The sequence below is a fragment of the Micromonospora sp. MH33 genome (assembly GCF_003013775.1).
Lineage (GTDB): Bacteria > Actinomycetota > Actinomycetes > Mycobacteriales > Micromonosporaceae > Micromonospora > Micromonospora fulviviridis.
In genome coordinates this window covers 1-25,104 of record NZ_MUYZ01000028.1, presented here as the reverse complement: position 1 = coordinate 25,104, position 25,104 = coordinate 1, and the positions used below count along the sequence as shown (strand labels likewise).

At 71.7% G+C, this 25,104-nt stretch carries 19 protein-coding genes; 4 read left to right on the top strand and 15 right to left on the bottom strand.

Annotated features, from left to right (window positions below):
• Nucleotides 1-257: 257 nt before the first annotated feature.
• Together B0E53_RS07490 and B0E53_RS07485 are read left to right on the top strand one after the other, a co-directional pair.
• Nucleotides 258-1,949 (top strand): hypothetical protein, encoded by a 1,692-nt coding sequence (locus tag B0E53_RS07490; protein WP_107075333.1) that lies wholly within the window; start codon nucleotides 258-260, stop codon nucleotides 1,947-1,949.
• A gap of 86 nt (nucleotides 1,950-2,035) precedes the next feature.
• Nucleotides 2,036-2,278 carry a DUF4236 domain-containing protein gene (locus tag B0E53_RS07485; protein WP_107075332.1) on the top strand — a complete coding sequence of 81 codons (243 nt, stop codon included), beginning with the start codon at nucleotides 2,036-2,038 and terminating at the stop codon, nucleotides 2,276-2,278.
• Nucleotides 2,279-2,328: 50 nt separating this feature from the next.
• Here B0E53_RS07485 and B0E53_RS07480 read toward each other — a convergent pair whose 3' ends face one another.
• Complete coding sequence (locus B0E53_RS07480; RefSeq protein ID WP_146167612.1) at nucleotides 2,329-2,682, bottom strand: hypothetical protein; 354 nt, start codon at nucleotides 2,680-2,682, stop codon at nucleotides 2,329-2,331.
• A gap of 273 nt (nucleotides 2,683-2,955) precedes the next feature.
• Here B0E53_RS07480 and B0E53_RS07475 point away from each other — a divergent pair, with 273 nt between their 5' ends.
• Nucleotides 2,956-5,916 carry a helix-turn-helix transcriptional regulator gene (locus tag B0E53_RS07475; protein WP_168215257.1) on the top strand — a complete coding sequence of 987 codons (2,961 nt, stop codon included), beginning with the start codon at nucleotides 2,956-2,958 and terminating at the stop codon, nucleotides 5,914-5,916.
• Between the two features lie 64 nt (nucleotides 5,917-5,980).
• On the opposite strand, the gene B0E53_RS07470 is transcribed toward B0E53_RS07475, so the two are convergent.
• The 13 genes from B0E53_RS07470 to B0E53_RS07410 form a co-directional block, all read right to left on the bottom strand.
• Nucleotides 5,981-6,556 (bottom strand): RICIN domain-containing protein, encoded by a 576-nt coding sequence (locus B0E53_RS07470; RefSeq protein ID WP_107075329.1) that lies wholly within the window; start codon nucleotides 6,554-6,556, stop codon nucleotides 5,981-5,983.
• Nucleotides 6,557-6,988: 432 nt separating this feature from the next.
• Nucleotides 6,989-7,681, bottom strand: a complete 693-nt coding sequence (locus B0E53_RS07465) for an LUD domain-containing protein (RefSeq protein ID WP_246835288.1) — start codon at nucleotides 7,679-7,681, stop codon at nucleotides 6,989-6,991.
• Nucleotides 7,678-9,078, bottom strand: coding sequence for a lactate utilization protein B (locus tag B0E53_RS07460; protein WP_107075349.1), 1,401 nt, complete (start codon nucleotides 9,076-9,078; stop codon nucleotides 7,678-7,680). The genes B0E53_RS07465 and B0E53_RS07460 overlap by 4 nt, the downstream gene beginning before the upstream one ends.
• Nucleotides 9,079-9,095: 17 nt before the next feature.
• Nucleotides 9,096-9,869, bottom strand: coding sequence for a (Fe-S)-binding protein (locus B0E53_RS07455; protein WP_107075327.1), 774 nt, complete (start codon nucleotides 9,867-9,869; stop codon nucleotides 9,096-9,098).
• Nucleotides 9,870-9,871: 2 nt separating this feature from the next.
• Nucleotides 9,872-11,305: a rhamnulokinase family protein gene (locus tag B0E53_RS07450; RefSeq protein ID WP_107075326.1), complete on the bottom strand. Its 1,434-nt coding sequence runs from the start codon at nucleotides 11,303-11,305 to the stop codon at nucleotides 9,872-9,874.
• Nucleotides 11,302-11,505, bottom strand: coding sequence for a LuxR C-terminal-related transcriptional regulator (locus B0E53_RS07445; RefSeq protein WP_107075325.1), 204 nt, complete (start codon nucleotides 11,503-11,505; stop codon nucleotides 11,302-11,304). The genes B0E53_RS07450 and B0E53_RS07445 overlap by 4 nt, the downstream gene beginning before the upstream one ends.
• 30 nt (nucleotides 11,506-11,535) lie before the next feature.
• The gene (locus B0E53_RS07440; protein ID WP_107075324.1) at nucleotides 11,536-13,569 is read right to left on the bottom strand and encodes a bifunctional aldolase/short-chain dehydrogenase; all 2,034 of its coding nucleotides are present in this window, start codon (nucleotides 13,567-13,569) and stop codon (nucleotides 11,536-11,538) included.
• A 36-nt stretch (nucleotides 13,570-13,605) separates the two neighbouring features.
• A complete protein-coding gene (gene rhaI / locus B0E53_RS07435; protein WP_107075323.1) occupies nucleotides 13,606-14,787 on the bottom strand; it encodes an L-rhamnose isomerase in 1,182 nt (393 codons plus the stop codon).
• Nucleotides 14,784-15,137, bottom strand: a complete 354-nt coding sequence (locus B0E53_RS07430) for an L-rhamnose mutarotase (protein WP_107075348.1) — start codon at nucleotides 15,135-15,137, stop codon at nucleotides 14,784-14,786. Before B0E53_RS07430 ends, rhaI begins: the two co-directional genes overlap by 4 nt.
• A 63-nt stretch (nucleotides 15,138-15,200) precedes the next feature.
• Nucleotides 15,201-16,283 (bottom strand): rhamnose ABC transporter substrate-binding protein, encoded by a 1,083-nt coding sequence (gene rhaS, locus B0E53_RS07425; protein ID WP_107075322.1) that lies wholly within the window; start codon nucleotides 16,281-16,283, stop codon nucleotides 15,201-15,203.
• 38 nt (nucleotides 16,284-16,321) lie between these two features.
• Entirely contained in the window at nucleotides 16,322-17,383 is a 1,062-nt protein-coding gene (locus B0E53_RS07420) for an ABC transporter permease (protein ID WP_107075321.1), read from the bottom strand.
• Nucleotides 17,373-18,434, bottom strand: a complete 1,062-nt coding sequence (locus B0E53_RS07415; RefSeq protein WP_107075320.1) for an ABC transporter permease — start codon at nucleotides 18,432-18,434, stop codon at nucleotides 17,373-17,375. The genes B0E53_RS07420 and B0E53_RS07415 overlap by 11 nt, the downstream gene beginning before the upstream one ends.
• Nucleotides 18,431-19,954, bottom strand: a complete 1,524-nt coding sequence (locus B0E53_RS07410) for a sugar ABC transporter ATP-binding protein (RefSeq protein WP_107075319.1) — start codon at nucleotides 19,952-19,954, stop codon at nucleotides 18,431-18,433. The genes B0E53_RS07415 and B0E53_RS07410 overlap by 4 nt, the downstream gene beginning before the upstream one ends.
• Nucleotides 19,955-20,279: 325 nt before the next feature.
• On the opposite strand from B0E53_RS07410, the gene B0E53_RS07405 reads away from it, so the two are divergent.
• The gene (locus tag B0E53_RS07405) at nucleotides 20,280-21,311 is read left to right on the top strand and encodes a LacI family DNA-binding transcriptional regulator (protein ID WP_107075318.1); all 1,032 of its coding nucleotides are present in this window, start codon (nucleotides 20,280-20,282) and stop codon (nucleotides 21,309-21,311) included.
• 66 nt (nucleotides 21,312-21,377) lie between these two features.
• On the opposite strand, the gene B0E53_RS07400 is transcribed toward B0E53_RS07405, so the two are convergent.
• A partial coding sequence (locus B0E53_RS07400; protein ID WP_210405977.1) for a family 78 glycoside hydrolase catalytic domain occupies nucleotides 21,378-25,104 on the bottom strand: 3,727 nt, incomplete at its 5' end.

The following is a 25,104-nucleotide window of genomic DNA, read 5'->3' as shown; positions in this document are numbered from 1 at the left end:
ACAAGTCGCCCGACGTCTCGCCGGCTGCCCTTCCGATCACAGCCTGTCGGAATACCGGGCACGCTAATCACCCTCGGTTATCGGGCCGGATTGTCACTTCCCGCACCAAGCTTCAGACGCGATCGACGCTGCGGCATGGCGATTATCGCCTCATAGGGTTTCCCAAGAGATCTACTGTTGTGGATTAACGGGAGGACCACGTGATCGACGGAAGTCAACGACGACGCATCCGACGTCTGGCGGCACTGGGAGTCGGCGTGCTCCTGGCCAGCCTGCTCACGCCCGCTCACACCGCCCAGGCACAACCGGACCCGGCGCCCGCAACCGGCAAGGCGAGCTTCAGCAAGCCGGCCGCCTTCGACGTCACCGCGCCCCTGCGCGACGTCGCCCGCACCTCCCGGCGCTCGCTGGCGCCGACGCCGCCGCAGTTGCCCGAGGAGCGCGGCCCCCGGCTGAGCGACCGCGGCCACTCCCCGGACGGGGCGGTCCAGGCCAAGAAGCCGCCGAGGACGATCGGCGGTACCACCGCGAACTTCGAAGGCCTGAGCAACCAGGACAACTTCAACGTCCTCGGCGGCCGGGTCAACCCGCCCGATCCGGTCGGTGACGTCGGACCGAATCACTACGTCGAGATGGTCAACCTCGTCTTCGGCGTCTACTCCAAGACCGGCCGCCTGCTGCTCGGCCCCCTCGCGGTCGGGGACCTGTGGGCGGGCTTCCCGGTTGACGAGTGCACCGAGAACTCCGGCGACCCGGTCGTTCTCTACGACCAGCGGGCCGACCGGTGGATTCTCACCCAGTTCACCACCCGCGGCTCGGACTACCCGGACGAGCCGGCCAACCTGTTCTACAACTGCATCGCCGTCTCCACCACCGGCGACCCGACCGGCTCCTACTACCGCTATGCCTTCAGCACCGGCTACAACTTCCCCGACTATCCCAAGTACGGGGTCTGGGGCGATTCCTACCTGATCACCACCCGCGAGTTCGGCACGATCGACGCGTCCATCTACGGCATCGGCGTCTACGGCCTTGAGCGGAGCCGAATGATCGCCGGCGACCCGAATGCCCGCGCGGTGAGCTTCCTGCTCCAGGAGGGCAAGGTTCCGCTCAACCTCATCGGCGACGGCCTGCTCCCCGCCGACGTCGACGGGCCCAAGGCACCGCCGGCCGGTTCCCCCGCGCCGATCGTCGGCACCCAGGACGACGGCGCCGGCTACGGCGCGACCTTCGACGCCGTCAACGTCTGGGAGTTCAAGGTCACCTGGAACGCCGCTCCCACCGCGTCCATCGGGCTCAAGACCCAACTCCCCACTGCCGGGTTCGACTCGGTCTTCCCCTGCCAGCCGACCGCTCGTGACTGCCTGCCCCAGCCCGGCATCACCAACCGCGACCAGTACCTCGACGTGCTCTCCTACCGGCAGCGGCCCACCTGGCGGCTGGCCTACCGCACATTCGGCTCGTACGAGTCCATGGTCACCAACCAGTCCGTCGAGGCGCTGCCCGGCCAAGCCGGCATGCGCTGGTGGGAACTACGCCGCGACAAGCGCGGCAACTACACCATCCGCCAGGAAGGCACCTTCGCCCCCAACGACACCGTCAACCGCTGGATGGGCAGCATCGCCCAGGACCGGAAGGGCAACTTCGCCCTCGGCTACAGCGTGGTCAACGGCACCGACGTCTACCCCGGCATCCGCTACACCGGCCGCCTGGCCGGCGACCGGCGCGGCCAGTTCACCCTCGGCGAGGGGACCATCGTGAACGGCACCGCCGCGCAGACCAGCCTCAACTCCCGCTGGGGCGACTACAGCTCCATGAACATCGACCCCGTCGACGACTGCACCTTCTGGTACGTCAACGAGTACTACACCCAGGCCGGCGCAGCCCAGGCACCCAACGGCAACGGCTGGCAGACCCGCATCGCCAGCTTCCGCCTACCCCACTGCTGACCGGCACCATCCGGGCGGGCGGCCACCCAGCCGCCCGCCCGGTCGGGCCAACTGGCCCGATCGGCGAGGCAACGTCGGATCGCTGGATGAACGGGCTCGAGGTCGTGGCGGTCTACGGTCAGCGGATGGGGTTCTCGATCAAGTTGGCGCCGGGCGTGCGTATCCGGGCCTCCTCCCGAGGGATCCGCACCAGCGTCGGGCCGCGCGCCGCCCGGATCCACGTCGGTGGCGGCCGTACCGGCTTCTCCAGCGGCGTCGGACCGGTCGGCTTCTACAGCTCCCTCTCTCGGCCCCTGACTTGCGAAGATTCACTCCGCACCTACGGCTGATCGGTGGAGGCCACGGTCCGGGGCGGCATCGGCCGCCCCGGACTCGCGGTTCAGGCGATCCGGTATGCCCGTTGGATTGTCTCCGTCACCGTGTTGCCGGCGGTGTCGGTGGCCGTCAGGCGCAGCGACACGAAACCGGGCCGTCGCGGATGGGTGATGCGGGCGACGCCGTGAGAGACCGGCAACGCGGTCCACGTCCGGCCGTCGTCGAAGGACGCGGCGACACCGAGCGTGCAGCCCGGCGCCGCGGCTGAGCCGGCCTGCTGGTCCAACCTCACGGGGATGGTCATGGTCCTGCCTGCCCGGGCCGTGTTGGTGCCGTCGAGCGCGGGCGTCGGCCGGGCCGTCGTCAGGGGCAGTCGCTCCGGCGTCGACGTGTGCGCCGAGGTGAAGGTCCAGGCCACCGAGACCGACGTCGACAGGGTGTCCGGGGCGCCACGGGTGACGGTGGCTTCCAGGCGGTAGGCGGCTTTGTCGGCGGGCACCGGGAAGTCCGCGTACGGGCCGTCGGCAGTGGCGAGCTCACTGCCGTTGCTGGACAGCCGGAAGCGGACCTGCAGGAAGGGATTGACAGCCGGGCGACGGGCGACGGGCGACGGTCAGGGATCGACCAATGCCGCCACTGTGTGAGCTTTCATCCGATGGTGCCCGAAGTTGGCCCGCCATACGCTTCCGAAGTGAGTCGTGATCTTGTGAGCCCCGTCGTCGTCGGCCGTCGGCGCGAACTCGGCCGGCTGCGTGCCCTCCTCGACCAGGTCATCACTGGCACGCCCGCCGTCGCGCTGATCGCTGGGGAGGCCGGAGTGGGCAAGTCCCGGTTAACCCAGGAGCTTGCCGCAGGCGCCGCCGGCCGCGGGGTACGGGTGCTCAGCGGCGGGTGCGTGGAGCTCGGCGGCGAGGGTATCCCTCTGGCACCGCTGGTGGACGTGCTGCGCGCCTTGGCCCGTTCGACCCCGGCGGACGAGTTGGATCGGCTGCTGGGTCCGGCCCGTCGCGAGTTCGCCCGCCTCCTGCCGGAGCTGGACCCGGCTGGGACGGTCGGTGCGAGGCAGGACGGGTCGGCGGCGCAACTGTTCGAGCACGTGCTGGGGCTGATCACCCGGCTCGCGGCGCAGCGTCCGCTGCTCCTGGTCGTCGAGGACCTGCACTGGGCCGACCGGTCGACCCGCGATCTGGTGGCGTTCCTGGTCCAGACGCTGCGTGAGCTGGGGGTACTTCTGCTGCTCACGTACCGCTCCGACGAGCTGCACCGACGGCACCCGCTACGCCCGCTGGTGACCGGCTGGGAGCGGGTGCGCAGCGTGGAGCGCATCGAGGTGGGCCGGTTCAGCCGGGAGGAGGTGGCCGCGCAGTTGCAGGCCATCCGTAGGACGGCGCCCGGCGCGCACTTTGCCGCCGTGGTGTTCGAGCGTTCGCAGGGCAATGCGTTCCTGGTGGAGGAGATTCTCGCTGCCGTCGATGGTGGGGCGGACCCGGGCGACCTGCCGCCCTCGCTGCGCGATGTGTTGCTGGCGCGTACTGAGCGGGTGTCGGAGGCTGCTCAGCGGGTGTTGCGCGCGGCCGCGGCGGCCAGCCCTCGGGTGGAGGACCGCCTACTAGAAGTGGTCGTGGGCATGCCGGAGGCGCAGCTGTATCCGGCGCTGCGTGAGACGGTCGAGCACCACCTGCTCGTGGTGGACCACAGCGGCCGCGGCTACGCGTTCCGGCACGAGTTGACCCGCGATGCCGTGTACGAGGACATGCTGCCCGGCGAACGGGTACGCCTGCACGCGGCGTACGGCGCAGCGTTGGAATCCGATCCGACTCTGTTGGGCGACGACACCGGCGTGGCGGCGACGTTGGCGCACCACTGGTATGCCGCGCTGGATCTGCCGCGGGCGCTGTCTGCGTCGGTGCAGGCGGGGCGGCAGGCGGCCGCGGGGTACGCCTCGGCCGAGGCGCTGCACCACCTGGAACGGGCGCTGCAGCTCTGGACCCGGGTGTCCGACGCCGCCGAACGCGCCGGCGTGGACTGGGTCGGACTCAACGTACTGGCGGCCGAGGCGGCTTGGGCCGCCGGCGAAATCAACCGCGGCCTGTCGATCGTGGATCAGGTGCTGGCCGATCCTGAATCCGTCACCGATCCGGTCCGTCAGGCGCATGTGGTGGAACGGCGAGCGTACATGCTGCGGGCGCTGGGACGCGACGAGGAAGCCGGCGGGCAACTACGCGAAGCCTTGGCCTTGCTACCTGCCCAGCCCCTGACCACCACACACGCCGCGGTGTTGGCGTCGCTGGCCAACTCGCTCATGCGCATCGACGAACTGGAGCAGGGGGTGGAGGTCGCGCGTAGCGCGGTGGAGGCAGCCGCGGCGGTCGGCGCGACCGCGCAGCAGGCCGACGCGCTCATCACTCTCGGCCACACCTGCGGGTACCTGGGCGACGCGCCGTCCGGGCTCACCGCGCTTCATGATGGGCTTGCCCTGGCCGAACGCGAGGGACTGTCCGGGGTGGCGCTGCGCGGTTACATCAACCTCTCCGACCTGTTGGAGATGCTCGGCCGGCACGCTGAGGCCGCCGACGCCGCCCGCGCCGGAGTCGAGCTGGCCGCTCGGCTCGGTCACACCCGTTCGTTGGGGGCGATGCTGGTCGGCAATCTCGCCGAGTCGCTGATGCGGCTGGGCCGCTGGCGCGAAGCTCTGGATCTGGTCACCGAGTCGCTCGCCGACGACCCGAGCGGAGTCTTCGCCAGCACCCTGCTGCTGCAGCGCGGAGAGCTTCAGGGGTGGCAGGGCGCTGCGCAGGCGGCCGAGTCCGACCTGCGGGAAGCCCGCCACCAGTTCGGTGGCGGCACGGACGCGCAGTTCACGGCACCGATGACGTTCATCGAGGCCGAGCTGGCCCGGGCCGCCGGAGACCTCGCGGCGGCCCGGCAGCACGTGCGCGCGGCACTCGACCGGCCCATCGTCGGCCAAGGAGTGCGCTACGCCTGGCCGTTGATCTGGCTCGGCATGCGGATCGAGGCCGACGCCGCAGCGGGCGAGCCATCTAATACGGACATTCGTCAGCGTCACGACGCGCTCCAGGCCCTCGCCGTGGCGATCCCGAGGAATGCCACACCCGCGCAGGCGTACTACGCGCTCACTACCGCTGAGGCGGCACGACTCAACGGTAGCGGTGAGGTTGCCGCATGGCAGGCCGCCGTGACCGCCTGCCGCGCCGCCGACGAGGCATTCCCCTTGTGCTACAGCCTGTTCCGCCTCGCCGAGGCCCAGTGCGGCACCACTCCGTCGGACACGAGCGCGGCCGGGGCTACGGCCCAGGAGTGCCTACGTCTCGCCGACGATCTGGCCGCCACCACCTCCCACGACGTACGAGCGCTGGCTCGCCGGGCCCGCCTACGCCTCGAACAATCGTCGTCCGCCACCACCGGTGAATCCCAATCACAGCGACAGATCGGGTTCCGGCTCACCGACCGCGAGCGCGAGGTGCTCGCACTGGTCGCCGAAGGATGCTCCAACGGGCAGATCGCCACCGCGCTGTTCATCAGCCCGAAGACCGCGAGTGTGCACGTTTCCAACATCCTGGCCAAGCTCGACGCCGCCAGTCGTACCGAGGCGGCCGTCCTCGCTCACCGCCTCGGCTTACTCACGACGTAGCCTTCCACACCGGTTGGTCTCGAGGTATAGCGGATATCAGGTCAGGCGGCGGTTGAACTCGTGGTCACAGGCGGCTGATGTCCCAGGCCTGGTTGTCGCCCCCGTGCGCCGGCCAGACGATGATCGACGCTCCGGCGTTCTTGCTGCCCTGATTCACGTCGAGCACGAGCCCCGACATCGGATTGACGATCCGCGTGTGCGAGACAACTTGGAAGTCGGCCCAGTCCCACTGGTAGAACACCTCAAGGCGCCACTGCTGATGATCTGAGCCGTTGCAGGTCCACTGGTACACTGGGTAGCCCGCGATTCCGCCGGTCTCCATGCAGAGGCCGCTGTTCACGTTCTTGATCGCGCCGGTGGCGCGGTCGAAGCTGCCATCGGCGTTGATCGGAAGCATCCACTGCTGGTTCGGCCCCAAGCTGGCGTACCACTGGTTTCCGGCGTTGGCGGTCCACTGGATGATCTTCGTGCCGGGGGTTCGTGACCCTCCGGTCACATCCATGTACATCTGACTGTTGTTGACGCTCCGCAGCCCCTGCGGGTAGTTTTCGGCCGCCCACGCGGCCGACCCGGTCGCGGCCACCGCGGCCGGAGCCACAGTCACCGCCAGCGCCATCGTCAACGCCACCTTCTTGAACATCTCTGGCTCCTTCGGGCTCGTTTCCGGCATCACCGCCGGGCCTGAGGAAAAGCTATGGCTAAGCCCGGTCGCGGTTCATCGGGTAAGCGCCATATATCCCGCCCGCATACCGCCTTAGGCGCTCGTCGCAGGCGTCTTAGGTGGGTCGCGTAGAGGGTGATTTAGAGTCTTCGTGATGGCTGGCGTCTCGCGGCTTCGGTCAGCGGGCTGTCGGTCCATAGTCGCCATGCCGCGTCAGCGTCGCAGGGCCCCTCCGTTACCGCCCCGGCGAGCCAAATCACCCCGGAGGCGGTGAACCCGATGGCCTGGCGGGTGTAGAGGGCTCGTTTCGCCTCGTGCTCCCGCAGCAGCTCTGACACTTGCCGGCTGTGGACCACGTGCTCGGGTCGGCCTCGCCGCCCGCTCGGTACGTGGCCCCCAGCCGGCATGGCTTCAGTCCCGGTGTTCCTCGGCGGCGCTGTCACCCTCGCCTGATGGGTCTGCCCGCCCTGAAACTCCAGGGCGCCGTTCACGCTTCTCTGCGGACGTCGTGATTACCACGTGCAGGTTGCGAGGGCCGTGGACGCCCTCAACCCGGTTGAGTTCGATGTCGCTGGTGGCGGAGGGCCCGCTGATCCAGGTCAAAGGCCGGTGCGGAGCCAATCGGGCGAGGGCGCTGGGCACGTCGGCGACGATCTGCTCGGTCCGCAGCACGCAGACGTGCACGTCGGGCAGCAGGGTGATGATCCGACGGCCCTGGTCCGGGTGGGCGTCGAGCACGATGGTGCCGGTTTCGGCGACAGCCACGGCCGCCGCCGTGACCACCCCATCGACGGCGGCGATCTGCGCCGCGGTGAGGCTCTCGTCGACCACCGTGGCGACGGTGTCGGGCAGCCAGTGGCGGGGAAGCCCGGGCGGGATCACGACGCGTCCGCCGCCGAGGATCCCGTCGACGACCTGCGCGACCTCATCGTCGGCGCAGCGGTGGACGGTGGCCCGGTAGTCGGTGAGCCGGTGGGCCAGCAGGTCGAGGTCGGCGGCGGCGGAGCCGGCGGGCCGGTACTCGCGGGCGACGTCGACTGCTGTCGCCGGGGCTTGGCCGAGGGCGGCGCGGATCCGGCTGAGGACGAGCTCCCGTGCGTTCACCGCTCGGCCCACCATCGGCGGAAGGTTTGCGGGGGCGCGGCGGGCAGGTCCCGGCTGGCGGTCCAGCCGTTCAACGGTGGTGGCAGGGCGGGGCCGGCGATCCTGCCCAGGTGTGCGGCGCGTTGCGCGGCCGCGTACAGCGCGGGGTGGTCCATGGTGTACGCGGCGGCGGCCATCGCGATGGCTTCGCTGCGGGGGTGTGGGGCTTGGGCGCGCAGGTGGACCAGCAGCTCCGGAATGTCGATCATGACCGGGCAGGCGTCGTAGCAGGCGCCGCAGAGCGACGACGCGTACGGCAGGGACGGGTTGTCGGCGACCCCGGTCAGTTGCGGGGACAGCACCGCCCCGATCGGTCCCGGATAGACCGAGCCGTAGGCGTGCCCGCCGGTGCGTTCGTAGACCGGGCAGACGTTGAGGCAGGCGGAGCAGCGGATGCAGTGCAGCGCCTGCCGGCCGACCGGGTCGGCGAGCACCGCGCTGCGCCCGTTGTCCAGCAGCACAAGGTGCACCTGCTGCGGCCCGTCGCCGGGGGTGACCCCGGTCCACATCGACGTGTACGGGTTCATCCGCTCCCCGGTGGAGGCCCGGGGCAGCAGTTGCAGGAAGACTCCGAGGTCGGCCCAGGTGGGCACGACCTTCTCGATGCCCATCACGGTGATCAACGTTTCCGGCAGGGTCAGGCACATGCGCCCGTTGCCCTCCGATTCGACGACCGCGAGGGTGCCGGTCTCGGCGACGGCGAAGTTCGCCCCGGACACGGCCACCTTCGTGCTGAGGAAGGTCTGACGCAGGTGTTGACGCGCGGCGGCGGCCAGTACCGCCGGTTCGTCGGTGAGATCGGGGTCGACGTCGGGCATCTCCCGCCGGAAGATCTCCCGGATCTCGGCCCGGTTGCGGTGGATCGCCGGCACCAGGATGTGGCTGGGGCGGTCCCGGCCGAGCTGCACGATCAACTCCGCGAGGTCCGTCTCCACCGGTTCGATCCCGGCCGCCTCAAGGGCCTCGTTGAGCCCGATCTCCTGGGTGGCCATCGACTTGACCTTCATCACCCGGTCGGCGCCGGTGGCCCGGACCAGGTCGGTGACGATCCGGTTCGCCTCCACCGCGTCGGCCGCCCAGTGGACCGTGCCGCCCGCCGCGGTGACCGCCGCCTCCAGCTGCTCCAGCAGCTCCGGAAGCCGGGCCATGGTATCGGCCTTGATCGCCGAGCCGGCGGCCCGCAACTGTTGCCAGTCCGGCACCTCGGCGATGACCGCACCGGACTTGGCGCGGATCGTGGTCGTGGCGTGCCGCAGGTTGCGGCGCAGTTGCGGGTCGGCGAGGCCACGGCGCGCGGCGGCTGGGAACGGCTCGTCCCCGCGCAGGTGGCCCACCCCTCGTGGGGCCGTCGTCGGCATGCCCAGGAACGTCCGCGTCACGACCGCACCTCCCACTGGTCCCGCTCCCCCGCCCCGTCCTCATCCTCGGTGCTGGCCAGGATCTCTGCCAGGTGCATGGTGCGCACCCCGGCCCGCAGCCGTGACAGCCCGCCACCGATGTGCATCAGGCACGACGCGTCCCCCGCCGTGCACACGTCCGCCCGAGTCGAGAGCACGTGGCGCATCTTGTCCGCCAACATCGCGGTCGACGTGTCCGCATTCTTCACCGCGAACGTGCCGCCGAAGCCGCAGCATTGCTCCGCCTCCGGCAACTCCACCAGATCCAGCCCCCGCACCTCGCGCAGCAGCCGCAGCGGTTTGTCCCCGACACGGAGCATGCGCAGCGAATGACACGTCGGGTGGTACGTCACCCGGTGCGGGAAGTAGGCGCCCACATCGGTCACGCCGAGCACGTCCACCAGCAGCTCGGACAGCTCGTACGTGCGCCGGCCCACCTCCTCGGCCCGGCTGGCCAGCCGTTCGTCCCCGGCCCGGCGGGCCACCATCGCGTGCTGGTGCCGCACCGACCCGACGCATGAGCCGGACGGGGCCACCACCACGTCGTACGGGGCGAAGACGCGCACGTGCCGGCGGACCAGCCGCACCGCCTCGTCCGGGTAGCCGGTGTTCACGTGCATCTGCCCGCAGCAGGTCTGGTCGGCGGGGAACACCACCTCGTGGCCGAGCCGCTCCAACAGCCGGACGGTCGCCTTCGCCGCCTCGGGAAAGAGCGTGTCGGCAAGGCAGGTGACGAACAGCGCGACACGCATCTTCAACCACCCGTCCGGTCCTCGGCGGCCCGCCAGGCCGCCTCGTCACCGCGCGGCTCGTACCTCACGATGTGCTCAGTCTCGCGCAGAACGGTCCGCAGGGCAGCCAGGTCACCGTTGATCACACCGGCGGCGCGGGCCTGTACCAGGATGTTGCCCAGCGCGGTGGCCTCGATGGGACCGGCGAGCACCGGCAGTCCGCAGGCGTCGGCGGTGAGCTGGCACAGCAGTTCGTTGCGGGCGCCGCCGCCGACGATGTGCACGGCGTCGACGTGCCGGCCGGAGAGCTGCTGGGCCTGTCGGACGGCACGCCGGTGCGCCAGCGCGAGGCTGTCCATGATGCAGCGGACGGTGGCCGCCGGGTGTGCGGGCACCGGCTCGCCGGCTCGCCGGCAGGCGTCGGCGATACGCGTGGGCATGTCGCCGGGCGGCAGGAACGCCGTGTCGTCCGGGTCCACGACGGAGCGGAAGGCCGGTTCACGGGCCGCCTGCCGCAGCAGGTCGGTCAGGTCGCCGGCGCCCCAGGCGCGCAGCGATTCCTGCAACAGCCACAGGCCCATCACGTTGCGCAGGTAGCGGAACGTGCCGTCGACGCCGGACTCGTTGGTGAAGTTGGCCCGGCGGCTCGCCTCGCTGAGGACCGGGGCGTCGAGTTCAACGCCGACGAGAGACCAGGTTCCGCACGAGATGTAGGCGAAGTGGTGCCCCGCCGCCGGCACGCCCACCACCGCCGATGCAGTGTCGTGCGAGCCGACGGCCACCACCTGCGGCGAGCCCGGCAGGGCCAGGTCGGGCCGGACCGGGCCGATCCGGGTGCCCGGCTCGCGCAGCGGCGGGAAAAGCTCGCTGCGGATGCCCGCGTCGGCCATCAGGCCGGTGGCCCAGGCCCGCCGCCGCAGGTCGTACAGCTGGGTCGTCGAGGCGTTGGTGAGCTCGGCGCCGAGCTGGCCGGTGAGCCAGTACGCGATGAGGTCCGGGATGAGCAGCAGCCGGTGGGCGATGTCCAGCTGCGGCGTGCCGGCGGCCGCGACGAGCTGGTAGAGCGTGTTGAACGGCAGCTGCTGCAGGCCTGTGGTCGTGTAGAGCCGCTCCTCGCCCAGCTGTTTGGCGACCCGCTCGGCGACCCCGTCGGTGCGGCCGTCCCGGTAGTGCACCGGGTTGCCGAGCAGCGCGCCGGAGGCGTCGACCAGCCCGTAGTCGACGGCCCATGAGTCGATGCCGATGCTGGCCACGGGTCCGGCGGCGCGCAGACCGTCGAGCACGCCCCGCCACAGGCGCAGGATGTCCCAGTGCAGGATGTCCCCGGCGCGTACCGGCTCGTTGGTGAACCGGTGCGCCTCCGTCAGGTCCAGCTTCCCGGCGCCGACGCGTCCGACCATGACTCGGCCGCTGGAGGCGCCCAGGTCGACGGCGGCAAGGGTAACGACGGCGTTCACAGCATCCCTCGTCGGACCGCCCACACCACGGCCTGGATCGGCGCGTTCACGCCGAGCCGGTCGCAGACGGCCCGGATCCGCCGGCGCACGGTCCGTTCGGAGAGCCCGAGCTGCCGCGCCACCGTCTCGAGCGGTAGCCCCGCCGCCAGCAGCCGCAGCAGCCGCAGGTCCTCCTCGTCGAGCACCGGTTTCCCCACCATCACGGTCGTTCCCACCTCGCACCGGCCGGCTCAGCGGAGGAAGGCCGCGGCGACGCCGGCGTCCACCGGGACGTGCAGCCCCGTCGTGTGGGACAGGTCCCCGGCGGTGAGCACGAAGACGGCGTTGGCGACGTGCTCGGGTAGCACCTCCCGCTTGAGCAGGGTGCGCTGGGCGTAGAACTCCCCCAGCTTGTCCTCCGGAACTCCGTAGACGGCGGCGCGCTGAGCACCCCAGCCACCGGCGAAGATGCCGGAGCCGCGCACCACTCCGTCGGGGTTGACGCCGTTGACGCGGATGCCGTGGCCGCCCAGCTCGGCGGCGAGGAGACGGACCTGGTGCGCCTGGTCGGCCTTGGCCGCTCCGTAGGCGACGTTGTTCGGGCCGGCGAACAGGGAGTTCTTGCTGGAGATGTAGACGATGTCGCCGCCCATCCCCTGCTCGATGAGGACCCGCGCGGTCTCGCGTGAGACCAGGAAGGAGCCCTTGGCCATCACGTCGTGCTGCACGTCCCAATCCGCCTCGGTGGTGTCCAGCAGCGACTTGGACAGCGACAGGCCGGCGTTGTTGACCACCAGGTCCAGGCCGCCGAAGGCGAGGACCGCCGCGCGGACCGCCGCGGCCACCGCGGCGGTGTCGGTCACGTCCAGCGGTACGGCCACCGCGACGTCCGGGCCGTCCAGCTCCCCGGCGACCCGTTCGGCGGCGGCGGTGTCCCGGTCGGTGACGACGACGCAGGCGCCCTCGGCGGCCAACCGGTGGGCGATGGCCCGGCCGATGCCGGAGCCGGCGCCGGTGACCAGGGCGATCCGGGTGGCCAGCGGCTTCGGCTTGGGCATCCGGGCGAGCTTGGCCTCTTCGAGGGCCCAGTATTCGATGCGGAACTTCTCGGCCTCGTCGATCGGGGCGTACCGCGACACCGCCTCGGCGCCGCGCATGACGTTGATCGCGTTGACGTAGAACTCGCCGGCCACCCGGGCGGTCTGCTTGTTGGCCCCGAAGCTGAACATGCCCACGCCGGGCACGAGCACGATGGCCGGGTCGGCACCGCGCATCGGCGGGCTGTCGCCGGTGGCGTGGCGCTCGTAGTAGGCACGGTAGTCGTCCCGGTAGGCGGCGTGCAGTTCGCGGAGCCGCACGACGGTGTCCGCGAGCGGGGCGGTGGGTGGCAGGTCGAGAACCATCGGGCGGACCTTGGTCCGCAGGAAGTGGTCCGGGCACGAGGTGCCGAGCGCGGCAAGGGCGGGGTGCCGTTCGCGGGCGACGAAGTCGAGCACCACATCGCTGTCGGTGAAGTGCCCGACCTGCGGCCGGTCGGTCGACGCGAGTCCCCGGATCACCGGCGCCAGCGCCGCCGCCCGGGCGCGCCGCTCGTCGGGCGGCAGCGGCTCGTAGCCGGTGACCACCGGGCCGAACGGCTCGCGTCGGCCATGCTCGTGGAGGAACGCCTGGGCGGTGCCGATGATCTCCCGCGAGTTGCGCTCGCACTCGTCGCTGGTCGCGCCCCATGCGGTGATGCCGTGCCCGCCGAGGATGACGCCGATCGCCTGGGGGTTGGCCTTCGCGACGGCGGCGATGTCGAGGCCGAGCTGGAAACCGGGCCGCCGCCACGGCACCCAGAGCACCCGGTCGCCGAAGATCTCCTTGGTCAGCTCGGGCCCGTCGGCCGCGGTGGCGATGGCGATGCCGGCGTCGGGGTGCAGGTGGTCGACGTGGGCGGCATCGACCAGGCCGTGCATCGCGGTGTCGATCGACGGCGCCGCTCCGCCCCGGCCGTGCAGGCAGTAGTCAAAGGCGGCCACCATCTCGTCCTCGCGCTCGACGCCGGGATAGACGTCGACGAGGGCGCGCAGCCGGTCGAGCCGGAGCACGGCTAGGCCGGCCTCGGTGAGGGTGCCGAGGTCGCCGCCGGAGCCCTTGACCCAGAGCAGCTCGACGGGGCCGCCGGTCACCGGGTCGGTGGCCTCGCCCTTGGCCGAGGTGTTGCCGCCGGCGTAGTTGGTGGTGCTCGGGTCGGCGCCGAGCCGGTTGCTGCGGGCGATGAGCGCCTGAACCTCGGAATGCATCGTCCTCACATCTCCTGTGTGCGTTCTCAGTGGTGGTCAGGCGCCCCAGCCGGCCTGCTGGCCGCCGACGCGTTCGGCGCGGATCTTGTCGAAGTAGCCGGAGCGGGCGTACGCGGCCATGGGGTCCGGGTCCAAGCCCAGGTCGGCACGCAGCTCGGCGAGCAGCGGCCGCACGTCGGTGTGGTACGCGTCCATCAGCACCGCGTTGGCGCCGAGCACGTCACCGGCCTGCTGGGCGGCCGCGAGCGCCGCGGCGTCGACGAGCAGCGCCTTGGCGGTGGCCTCCTGCACGTTCAGCACCGAACGGATGATCGCCGGGATCTTCGGCTCGATGTTGTGGCACTGGTCGAGCATGAATGCGATCCCCGCCTCAGGGCGCAGGGCGTCACCGCGGACGATCTCGTACATGATGCGGAACAACTGGAACGGGTCCGCGGCGCCGACCATCAGGTCGTCGTCGGCGTAGAAGCGGGAGTTGAAGTCGAACGCGCCCAGCTTCCCGACCCGCAGCAGGAACGCCACGATGAACTCGATGTTGGTGCCCGGCGCATGGTGCCCGGTGTCGATGACGACCTGCGCCTTCGGGCCCAGCTCCAGGCAGTGTGCGTAGGCGGTGCCCCAGTCCGGCACGTCGGTGGTGTAGAAGGCCGGCTCGAAGAGCTTGTACTCCAGCAGCAGCCGCTGGTCGTCGCCGAGCCGGTCGTACGTCTCGCGCAGCGCGGCGGCGAGCCGGTCCTGCCGGGCGCGGATGTCGTCCTGGCCGGGATAGTTGGTGCCGTCGGAGAACCAGAGCTTGAGGTCGCGGGAGCCGGTGCGGTCCATGATGTCCACGCACTCGAGCAGGTGGTCGATCGCCTTGCGGCGTACCCCTGGGTCGGGGTTGGTGACGCTGCCCAGCATGTAGTCGTTGTCCTGGAACACGTTGGCGTTGATCGCGCCCAGGGTGACGCCCTGGTCGGTGGCGTATCGGGCCAGGTCGGCGTAGTCGTCGACCCGGTCCCACGGGATGTGCAGGGCCACCGTCGGCGCCACGCCGGTGAGCCGGTGCACCACCGCGGCGTCGGCGATCTTCTCGTACGGGTCGCGCGGCACGCCCTCCTGCGGGAAGACCTTGAACCGGGTGCCGGAGTTCGCGTACGCCCATGACGGGGTTTCGATGCGCTGGATGCGCAGGGCCTGCTTGACCCGATCCCGGGTCGGCGCGTCGGTCTGGGTCACTGTGGTTCTCCCGTCTGGGCGGCGAGCTGCGCCTCGAGGTTGAAGATCTCGTCCAGCGGCCGCATGGCGCGGTCGGCCGTGCCCTGGTCAAGGTCGAGGAAGAAGGACGCCATATCCGCCTGCCAGCGGTCGTTGACGTCGCGGGTCTGCATGGCGGCCCGGGCCGCGGCGAAGTCGTCGGTCACCAGGAACCCCACGAGCAGGCCGTCGTCGCGCAGGAACAGCGAATAGTGGCGCCAGCCGCACTCGGCGAGGGCGGTGAGCATCTCCGGCCAGACCCGCTCGTGCCGGGCGCGGTACTCGTGCAGGCGGGCCGGGTCGACCTGGAGGGTGAAGCAGATGCGGGGCATGGTTCTCCCGTCGGCGCCCCGGCCGGTGCCCGGGTGGAGCCGGGGCACCGGCCGGGCAGCGCGTCAGAACTTGAACTGGTCGATGTTGCTCTTGTCGAAGACGGTGGGCGGGCCGAGGACGACCACGCCGTCCTTGCCGACGGTGAACTCGCCCAGCTTGCCGGCCTTGAACTTGTCGCCCTCGGCGCCGGTGATCTGGCCGGAGGCGAGCGCCGCGCCCGCGTAGGCGGCGAGGTAGCCGAGGTCGGCGGGGTTCCACAGGGCGAACGCGTCGACCGTGCCGTCCTTGACGTACTCGCGCATCTGGTTCGGGGTGCCCAGGCCGGTCAGCTTGACCTTGCCCTTGTACTGCGACCCACTGAGGTAGCGGGCGGCGGCGGCGACGCCGACGGTGGTCGGGGAGATGATGCCCTTGAGGTTGGGGTAGGACTGCAGCAGGCCCTGGGTCTCCTGGAACGACTTCTGGTCGTCGTCGTTGCCGTACGCGACCGTGACCAGCTTGAGCTTGCTGTACTCGGGCTTCTTCAGCTCCTCCTTCATCAGCGCGATCCAGGCGTTCTGGTTGGTCGCGTTGGCGGTGGCGGACAGGATGGCGATCTCGCCCTCGCCACCGATCTGCTGGGAGATGAGCTTGACCTGGTTCTCGGCGATGCCTTCGGCGGTCACCTGGTTGACGAAGATCTGCCGGCACTCCGGCTTGGTGTCGGAGTCGAAGGTGACGATCTTGGCGCCGGCTGCCTTCGCCTGGTTCAGCGCCCCGCAGATCGCGTTCGGGTCGTTGGCGGAGGTCACGATGACGTCCATGCCCTGCTGGGACAGCGTGTTGATGTAGCTGACCTGGGACGAGGCGCTGGCCTCGGAGGGGCCGACCTCCTTGAACTCACCTTTGATCTCGGTGACCGCGTCCTTGCCGCCGTTGTCGCTGGTGGTGAAGTAGGGGTTGTTCACCTGCTTCGGCAGGAAGGCGATCTTGAGCCCCTCCTTGAGCTTGGCGTCCGGGTTGGCGGCGCCGCTGGCCTGCGCGCCGCCGCCGGTGTCGTTGCCGGAGTTCTCCCGGGTGGTGCCGCCGCAGGCGGTGGAGCCGAGCAGCAGCGCGGCGAGGGTGAGGGCGGTGGCGCCGGCACGGAGCCGTCGGTACGTGAACATCGATATCCTTTCGGGGGTGGTGGGGGAAGGTGCGCCGGTCACGACGCGCTGAGCTGCGTGCGTCGCCGGCGGCGGCGGTGCAGCCGGGCGCGGATGTCGGCGACGGCGTTGGGCAGTACCACGGAGAGGATCAGCAGGGTTCCGGTGACGATGGTCAGCGCGTTGGCGTCGACGTCGGCGAGCTGCAGCGCGTTGCGCAGCACCCCGAGGAGCAGGACGCCGGCGACCACGCCGAGCAGCCCGCCGCGGCCGCCGAAGATGGACACGCCGCCCAGCAGTACGGCGGTCACCACGGTCAGCTCCAGGCCGGTGGCGTTGTCGCCGCGGGCACTGGCGTAGCGCAGGGTCCAGAAGATCCCGACCAGGCCGCCGACCGCCCCGGAGACCACGAAGAGCCAGAACTTGGTCCGGGCCACGGACACGCCGGCGAACGTGGCGGCCTCGTCGTTGTTGCCCATGGCGTACAACGCCCGGCCGACGGGCGTGGCGTGCAGCACGACGCCGAAGACCAGCGCGAGCAGCAGCACCGGGACGACCGCGGCGGGGATCGACGTGCCGGGGATGGCCTGCACGGCGGCCGCGGTCCAGTTGGCCGGGAAGTCGGCCACCGCCTGGTCGCCGAGCACGACGAAGGACAGTCCCCGGTAGAGGGCGAGGGTGCCGATGGTGACCGCCAGCGACGGCAGGCCGAAGCCGGTGACGAACAGGCCGTTGACCGCGCCGAGCACCGCCCCGATCAGCACCACCAGGACGCAGATCAGCTCCCGGGACAGCCCGCTGGACAGCCACATCTGTCCCATCAGGGTGCTGCTCAGGCCGACCGTGCTGGCCACCGACAAGTCGATCTCGCCGGTGATGACGATCAGCGTCATGGGCAGCGCGAGCAGGGCAAGCGGCACCAGGTCGAGCAGCAGGAACTGGACGTTGCGGCCGGTGGCGAAGTTCTGCACCGACAGGCTGGCCAGCAGCACCGCCACCAGGACGGCCACGATCGCCGCGTCCCAGGTGCCGAGCGCGCCCCGCAGCCCGGCCAGGCGGCCCGACTCCCGCTCGGTGTCCGGCCCGGACGTCGGCGCGGCGTACAGGCTGTCATGCGCCATGAGCGCTTCTCCCTCGGAGCCGGGCTGCCATCCGGAGGGCCAGGAGCCGGTCCAGACCGATGGCGGCGAGGATGAGCGCGCCGACCACGGCCTGCTGCCAGAACGGGTCGATGCGCAGGACGGCCAGCGAGCTGCCGATCGTGGTGAGCAGGACGGCGCCGAGCGCCGCGCCGTACGCGCTGCCGCTGCCGCCGAAGATGGCCACCCCGCCGACCACGGCGGCGGCGACGACCTGGAGTTCGAGGCCGGAGCCGGCGGCCGCGTCGAGGGTGCCGAACCGGGCGGCGTAGAGCACCCCGGCGAGGCCGGCGAGCGCGCCGTTGGCGACGAAGACGGCGAACACGCGGCGGCCGACCGGGATGCCGGACAGCCGGGCCGCGGCCGGCTCGGAGCCGATGGCGTACAGCTCGCGACCGCTGCGGTAGGAGCGCAGGTAGAAGCCGACGGCGGCGACTACGACGAGCGCGACCAGGAAGAGCACCGGTACGCCGAGCACCGTCTGGTTACCCAGGCGCAGGAACGGCTTCGGCATGTCGGCAGCGTTGATCTGCCGACCGGCGGCCCAGTAGTAGTCAACGCCGCGGAACGCGTAGAGGGTGCCCAGGGTGATGACCAGCGCCGGCACCCTGGCCACCGCGATCAGGCCGCCGTTCACCAGCCCGCACAGCGCGCCCAGCGCGACCCCGAGCAGGAGGGCGATCGGCCAGGGCGTGCCGGGTGCGGCGAGGAAGAGCTCGCCGGTGGCGAAGGCGACCAGCCCGAGGATCGACCCCACGGACAGGTCGACGTTGCGGGTGACGATGACCAGGGTCTGGCCGACCGCGAGGATCACCAGGATCGCGCAGCCCAGCAGCAGGTCCTTGCTGCTCTGCGCGCTGAGGAAGCGGTCGTTGCGCAACGTGGTGACCAGGATCAGCGCGCCGAGCGCGAGCAGCAGGCTCAGCTCGCGGACGGCCAGCAGCCGCTCGGCGAGGCCGCGGCGGGGTCGGCCCGGACCGGGTGGCAGGTTGTCGGCGACCCGTTCGGGCGTGCCCGCGTCGATGAGGCTCATGCCGTTTCTCCCTGGCCGGTCGCGGCGAACATCACGGAGGTCTCGTCGGCCTCGGCCCGGGGCAGCTCGCGGACCACCCGTCCCTCGTTCATGACCAGCACCCGGTCGGCCATGCCGAGCACCTCGGGCAGCTCGCTGCTGATCATCAGGATGGCCAGGCCCTCGCCGGCCAGTTCGGACAGCAGCCGGTGGACCTCGGCCTTGGTGCCGACGTCGATGCCGCGGGTCGGTTCGTCGATGATCAGGATCCGTGGTTGGGTGGCCAGCCACTTGGCGAGGACGACCTTCTGCTGGTTGCCGCCGGAGAGGGTGGCCACCGGGGCGGCGAGGCGAGCGGTCTTGACCTGCAGCCGGCGGGTCCAGCGGCGGGCCTCGGCGCGCTCGGCGCCGCCGAGAAGCAGGCCGAGCCGGCTCAGCGCCCGGCGGCGGGCGAGCGTGGCGTTGCGTTCCACCGACAGCTCCATGACGAGGCCCTGCTGGCGGCGGTCCTCGGGGACGAGCGCCATGCCGGCGGCGATCGCCTTGCGCGGGTTGCCCGGCGGCAGGGCCCGGCCGGCGACCTGCACCTCGCCGGCGTCGTAGCGGTCGACGCCGAAGATCGCGCGGGCCACCTCGCTGCGTCCGGCGCCGACCAGCCCGGCCAGAGCGACGATCTCGCCGCCCCGGACGGAGAAGGACACGTCGGAGAACACGCCGGCGCGGCTGAGCCCGCGTACCTCCAGCAGGGTGTCGCGGAGCGGGGCGTCCTGCTTCGGGTAGAGCGAGGACACCTCGCGGCCGACCATGCGTCGCACGACCTCGTCGACGGTGAGGTCGACGGTCCTGTCGCTGGAGACCCAGGCGCCGTCGCGCAGCACGGTGATCCGCTGGCAGAGGTCGAAGACCTCGTCGAAGCGGTGCGAGATGAACAGTACTGCGGCGCCGCGCTCGCACAGCGACCGGGCGACCCCGAAGAGCCGTTCCACCTCGACGCCGGAGAGCGCGGCGGTGGGTTCGTCCATCACCAGGACCCGGGCGTCGAAGGAGAGCGCCTTGGCGATCTCGACGAGCTGCTGGTCGGCGATGGACAATCCGCGGGCCGGGCGGGCGGGGTCGATCCGAACGCCGAGGCGCGCGAACAGTCGCTCGGCGTCCCGGATCATCGCGCGACCGTCGATGCGGCGCAGGCCACGCAGGGGCTGCCGGCCCATGTAGATGTTCTCGGCGACCGACAGGTCCGGAAACAGCGTCGGTTCCTGGTAGATGACGGCGATCCCGGCCGCCCGGGCGTCGGCCGGGTCACGCAGCTCCAGCGGCCGGCCGTCGAGGGTCATCGTGCCGGTGTCCGGGGTGTGCGCTCCGGCCAGCACCTTCACCAGGGTGGACTTGCCAGCCCCGTTCTCGCCCACGAGGGCGTGGGCCTCACCGGGGTGCAGCGCCAGGTGCACCCCCTGCAGCGCGGCGACGGCCCCGAAGGACTTCGTCACGCCGTCCAGTTCCAGCAACGGAGCGCCGTCCGCGCCCGGTGCGCCGGGGCTCATCCGACCCCCTCCTGAATCGTTTCATCGGTTGTGCATGGACGGTAGGGCCAGCCATTCGTGAGCGTCAAGAGTTTCCCGCCGATTTCTTGCCTGTTGCCGGAGCGGGCGATTCGATCGGCCTTGCGGCCCCTCGCCAGTCGTCGGATCGGGGCACGCCGGGCACCGGTACCGGACTGGATGAAACGTTTTAGGCGCTATAGACTGCCCGTCGTCAGCCGGTCGGATCTGTTCGACCGGCCCCCGTCCGGCCGCGACCGCACCGCGGCCGCCGCCCGCCCGACAGCGGGCCGCGACCACCCAAACCGCACCGACCGTCGAGGAGCCCATGGCAGCGGCGAACATCAAGGAGGTCGCCCGGCACGCCGGCGTTTCCCTCGGCACGGTGAGCAACGTGCTCAACCGGCCCGACACGGTCGCCCCCGCCACGCGGCAGCGGGTGCTCGACGCCATCAGGGCACTCGGCTACGTCCGCAACGACTCCGCCCGCCAGCTGCGCGCCGGGCACAGCCGCACCGTCGCCATCGTGGTGCTGGACGTGGCCAACCCGTTCTTCACCGACGTGGTGCGCGGGGCCGAACAGGTGGTTGAGGAGGCCGGTGCCATGCTCGTCGTCTGCAACAGCGGCGAGGACAGCGGCCGGGAACTCCGGCACCTGGAACTGCTGGAGGAGCAACGGGTCCGCGGGGTGCTCATCACCCCGGTCGGGCACGGCCGCCAGGCGAACCTGGACAAGCTAGTCGACCGCGGCATCCCGGTGGTGCTCGTCGACCGGGGCTCGGGCCGGGCCAGCCTCTGCTCCGTGGCCGTGGACGACGTGCTCGGCGGTCGGCTGGCCATGGACCACCTGCTGGACCAGGGCCACCGCCGCATCGCGTTCCTCGGCGGCCCGTTCTCCATCGCCCAGGTCGCCGAACGGCACGCCGGGGCCGCCGCCGCCCTCGACGAACGCGGCAGCGGCGCCGATCTGCGGGTGGCCGCCACCACCAGCCTCACCGTCACCGCCGGGCGGCGCGCCGCGGAGGAACTGCTGACCCTGCCCGCCCGGCAGCGGCCCACCGCGGTCTTCTGCGCCAATGACCTGATCGCCCTCGGCGTGCTGCAGGAAGTCACCGCACGCGGCCTGCGGGTCCCCGCCGACCTGGCCATCGTCGGCTACGACGACATCGAGTTCGCCGGCGCGGCGGCGGTGCCGCTGTCGTCGGTGCGTCAACCGCGCGAGCAGCTCGGCCGCACCGCGGCCCAACTGCTGCTCGAGGAGGCCGCGTCCGGCGAGAAGCACCGGCACAGGCACGTCGTGTTCCAGCCGGAGCTGGTCGTACGCCGCTCCAGCGAGCAACCCCGACGCGTGCGGCGCTGACCACGCAGGTGGCCCGGCACGACGACGCCGGCCGCGCTCCCCCGCGCGGCCGGCGTCGTCGCCTTTTCAGGCGGAAGTGCTGACGAACCGCCAGGTGCCCGAGCCAACGGTGTGCACGAGGTAGCCGTCGGCCATCCGCCGGGCGGTCACCAGCCCGCCCGGGGACGCCTCGACGTCCTCGGCCCGCGCCGCGGGCACATGCACCTCGGCGGTGGCGCCCACCGGCACCTGCACGGTCAGCTCGAACTGCCCGTCCACGAGTAGCCACGCCGATGACGCCCGGCCGCGGACCGTGTCCACCGCCGCCGACGCGGCAGACAGCTCGGTGCGGGCGTCCGGCCGTACCACGATGCGGCCCCAGCCGTCGGCGACCGGGCGCAGGCCGGCCACGTGCTCGTAGAGCCACTGCACCACCGTGCCGTGGAAGTAGTGCTGGCGCGAGCGCGTCGACGTCGGCCACATCTCCCACATGGTGTCGGCGCCGTCCTCCACCCAGTAGCCCCAGCTCGGGTAGGTCCGTTGCCGCGCCACCCGGACGGCCACGTCGGCGTGACCGTGCGCGGTCAGCACCGGCAGCAGGACGCTGGTGCCGAGGCAGCCGGTGTTGAGGTGCCAGCCCCGGTCGCGGATGTCGGCCACCAGGTTGTCCACCACCGCGCCGACCAGGTCGTCGGGTACCAGCCCGAAGGCCAGCGGCACCGCGTTGGAGGTCTGCCGGTAGCCGGGATCGCGGTCGGTGCGGTAGAGCCCGCGGGCCCGGTCCAGGAATGTTTCGTTGAGCCGGTCCCGCAGCCCGGCGGCCGCGCTACGGAACCGGGCGGCCTGCGCGTCCTGGCCGGTCAGCTCGCCGACCTCGGCGGTGGCCACCAGCGCCCGGTGCAGGTACGCGGTGGCGGTGAGCCGGGTGTCCTCGGGCGGGTTCCCGCCGGTGCCCGGCGACAGATAGTCCCCGAGCGCGGTCACGGCGAGCCCGTCGCGCAGCCGGCCCAGCTCCCACTCCAGGTAGTCGGCCACCGCCTGCCAGTGCTGCCGCAGCAGCCGGTCGTCGCCGTACCACCGGTGCATCTCCCGCAGCAGGAACGGGTAGACGGTCGTCCACTCCGGCGCCGGGGCGAGCTCCTGGTAGCCCCAGCCGCCGCTGGGCACGATCACCGGCACCTGGCCGGAGGAGACCTGGCTGTCGCGCAGGTCGCCGAGCCACTTGGTGAAGAACCGGGACAGGTCCAGCAGGCCCGCCATGGTGGGGGCGGCCACCTGCGCGTCACCGGTCCAGCCGTTCTTCTCGTACATCGGGGTGTCGGTGGGGATGCCGTGCAGGTTGTTGCGGACCGTCCGGCGCATCATCTGCTCGAACCGCTCGAACAGTGCTTCGCTGCACCGGAACTCGCCGACGTCGCGGACATCGGAGTGCACCACCCGCATCGTGACGGTGCCCGTGCTCGCCGCGCCGGGCAGACCGTCGAGCTGGACGTAGCGGAAGCCCTTGTAGGAGAAGCTCGGCTCCCACACCTCCTCGCCGCCGCCCCGGGCGACGTACTCGTCCTGCTGGAACCGGGCGCTCTGCACGTTGCCGTTGGCCGCCTCGACGGTGCCGTCGGCGCGCAGCTTCTCGCCGTACAGGATGCGGATGGTGGTGCCGGCCGGGGCGGTGACGCGCAGCCGCACCCAGCCGGCGGTGGTCCGGCCGAAGTCGGCCACCCAGACGCCACCGCGCGGCGAGGTGAGCGTTACCGGGGCGACGGACTCGATCACCCGGATCGGCTCGTGCTCCTGGGCGCGCAGCGTGCCGGCCGGGGCGTCCAGGACGCTCGCCTCCGCCCAGCCGGAGTCGTCGAAGCCGGCCGTCGACCAGCCGTCCTGCTCCTGCCGGGCGTCGTACGTCTCCCCCGCGTACAGCGAATTGGACCGGGTGGGGCCGGCGGTGATCCGCCAGGCATCGTCGCTGACGATCTCGGTGCGTGACCCGTCGGGGTGCGCGACGACGAGGCGGGCGAGCAGTCGGGGCTCGCCGTGCCACGGTGGCTGGTGCCAGCGCCACACGTTGCGGGTGGTCATGCCGTAGAAGCCACGGCCCAGCTCGGCGCAGAGCACGTTCTGTCCCTCGGCGAGCAGGTCGGTGACATCGTGCGTCACGTACAGGACGGTGTCGTCGTAGTCGGTGAACCCCGGGTCCAGTACCGCGTCCCCGACCCGCTTCCCGTTGACGTGCAGCACCTGGTAGGCGAGTCCGCTGGCGTACAGCCGGGCGCTCGCCACCGGCTTGGTCAGCCGGAACGCGCGGCGCAGCAGCGGCGCCGGCCGCTCCTCCACCGGCGGCTCGATGCCGCTGCCCCACGGGCCCTGCCCGTACGCGGCGAGCACCACCACCGGCGACCAGGCCGAGTCGTCGTGCCCCGGCTGTTCCCAGCCGGACTCGACCGTGCCGGTGGTCCGCCAGCCGGCATCGGTGACCAGCACCAGCTCGCGGCTGTCGGCGGTCCGGACGACGAGCTTCGCGATGAGACCGCCCGGGTTGACCGATGCGCCGGGCCGGTTGGTGGCGATCGCGGCCAGGACCAGCTCTTTGCCGACGGCCCCGCGGGCCAGCGCGGTGACGTCCGCGACCCGGGCGGTGCGCCAGCCGTCGGTCTGCTGGGGTGCCGACAGGGTGAGCTGGCCGCCGAGGTAAGCGGTGAAATCGTCGTCGGCACTCATGATCAGCCGGGCGGAGGCGATGTCGAGCCCGGCGGGCAGGGCCAGCCGGGCACGGAACCAGCGCGGGCCGACGGGCGCGTTGTTCACCGTCGCCCCCGGCCCCCACACCCAGGACGCGCCGGCCAGGTCCAGGGCCCGCGGCTGGGGCACGGTGACGTTGCCGGCCCACGGGCCCTGCCCGTACGGGGCCAGCAAGGCCACGCCGGTCCAGCCGCTGTCGTCGTATCCGGCCTCCTGCCAGCCGGGGTGCTCGGTATCGGTGCTGCGCCAGGTCCCGTCGGTGACGAGGAGGAGCCGCTCGCCTGTGGTGGTCGTCACCACCAGCTTGGCCAGCAGGCCGGCCGGGTTGACCGAGGGACCGGGCCGGTTGGTGGCCACCGCGGCCAGGGTGAGCGTGCCGCCCACGGCGGCGCGGGCCAGTTCGGTGACGTCGGCCAGTTCGGCGCTCTTCCAGCCGTCGGTCTGCTGCGGCGCGTACAGCACCTGCCGCCCGTCGAGGTAGGCGGTGTAGTCGTCGTCGGCGGTGACGACAAGGTACGCGGCCGCAATCTCGACGCCGGCCGGGACGGTGAGCCGGCCCCGGAACCAGCGGGTGCCGGCCGGCGCGTTGCCGGCGGTGGCTCCCGGGGTCCAGATCCACGACGCCCCGGCGAGGTCCAGCGGCGCCTGCTCGAGGTCCGGCTGCGCGCCGACCCAGCGGGCCGCGCCGAAGCCGTCCTCGCGCAGACCGGTTTCGAACCAGGTCGGCGTGCTCCACCCGGTCTCCCGGCCGGCGCCGTCCCACAGCCGTACGGTCCAGTGGTAGCGGGTGCGCGGGGCCAGGACCGGGCCGGCGTACGTCACGCCGACGGAGCGCGCCGAGGCCACCCGGCCGGAGTCCCAGACGTCGGCCGCGTCCGGAGTGAGCCGGTCCGGCCGGCTGGCCACGAGTACCTGGTATGCGCTCTGGGTGGCGCCGTGGCCGCGGGCGGTGCCGGTCCAGGAGAAGCGGGGCTGCGCGACGTCGGTGCCGAGGAGGCGATCGGCGTACTCGGTGCGCGGGCGCCCGACCGCGAGCGGGCCGGCGCCGGTGCCGGGGCCCGGGGCGGCCGCCGCGGCC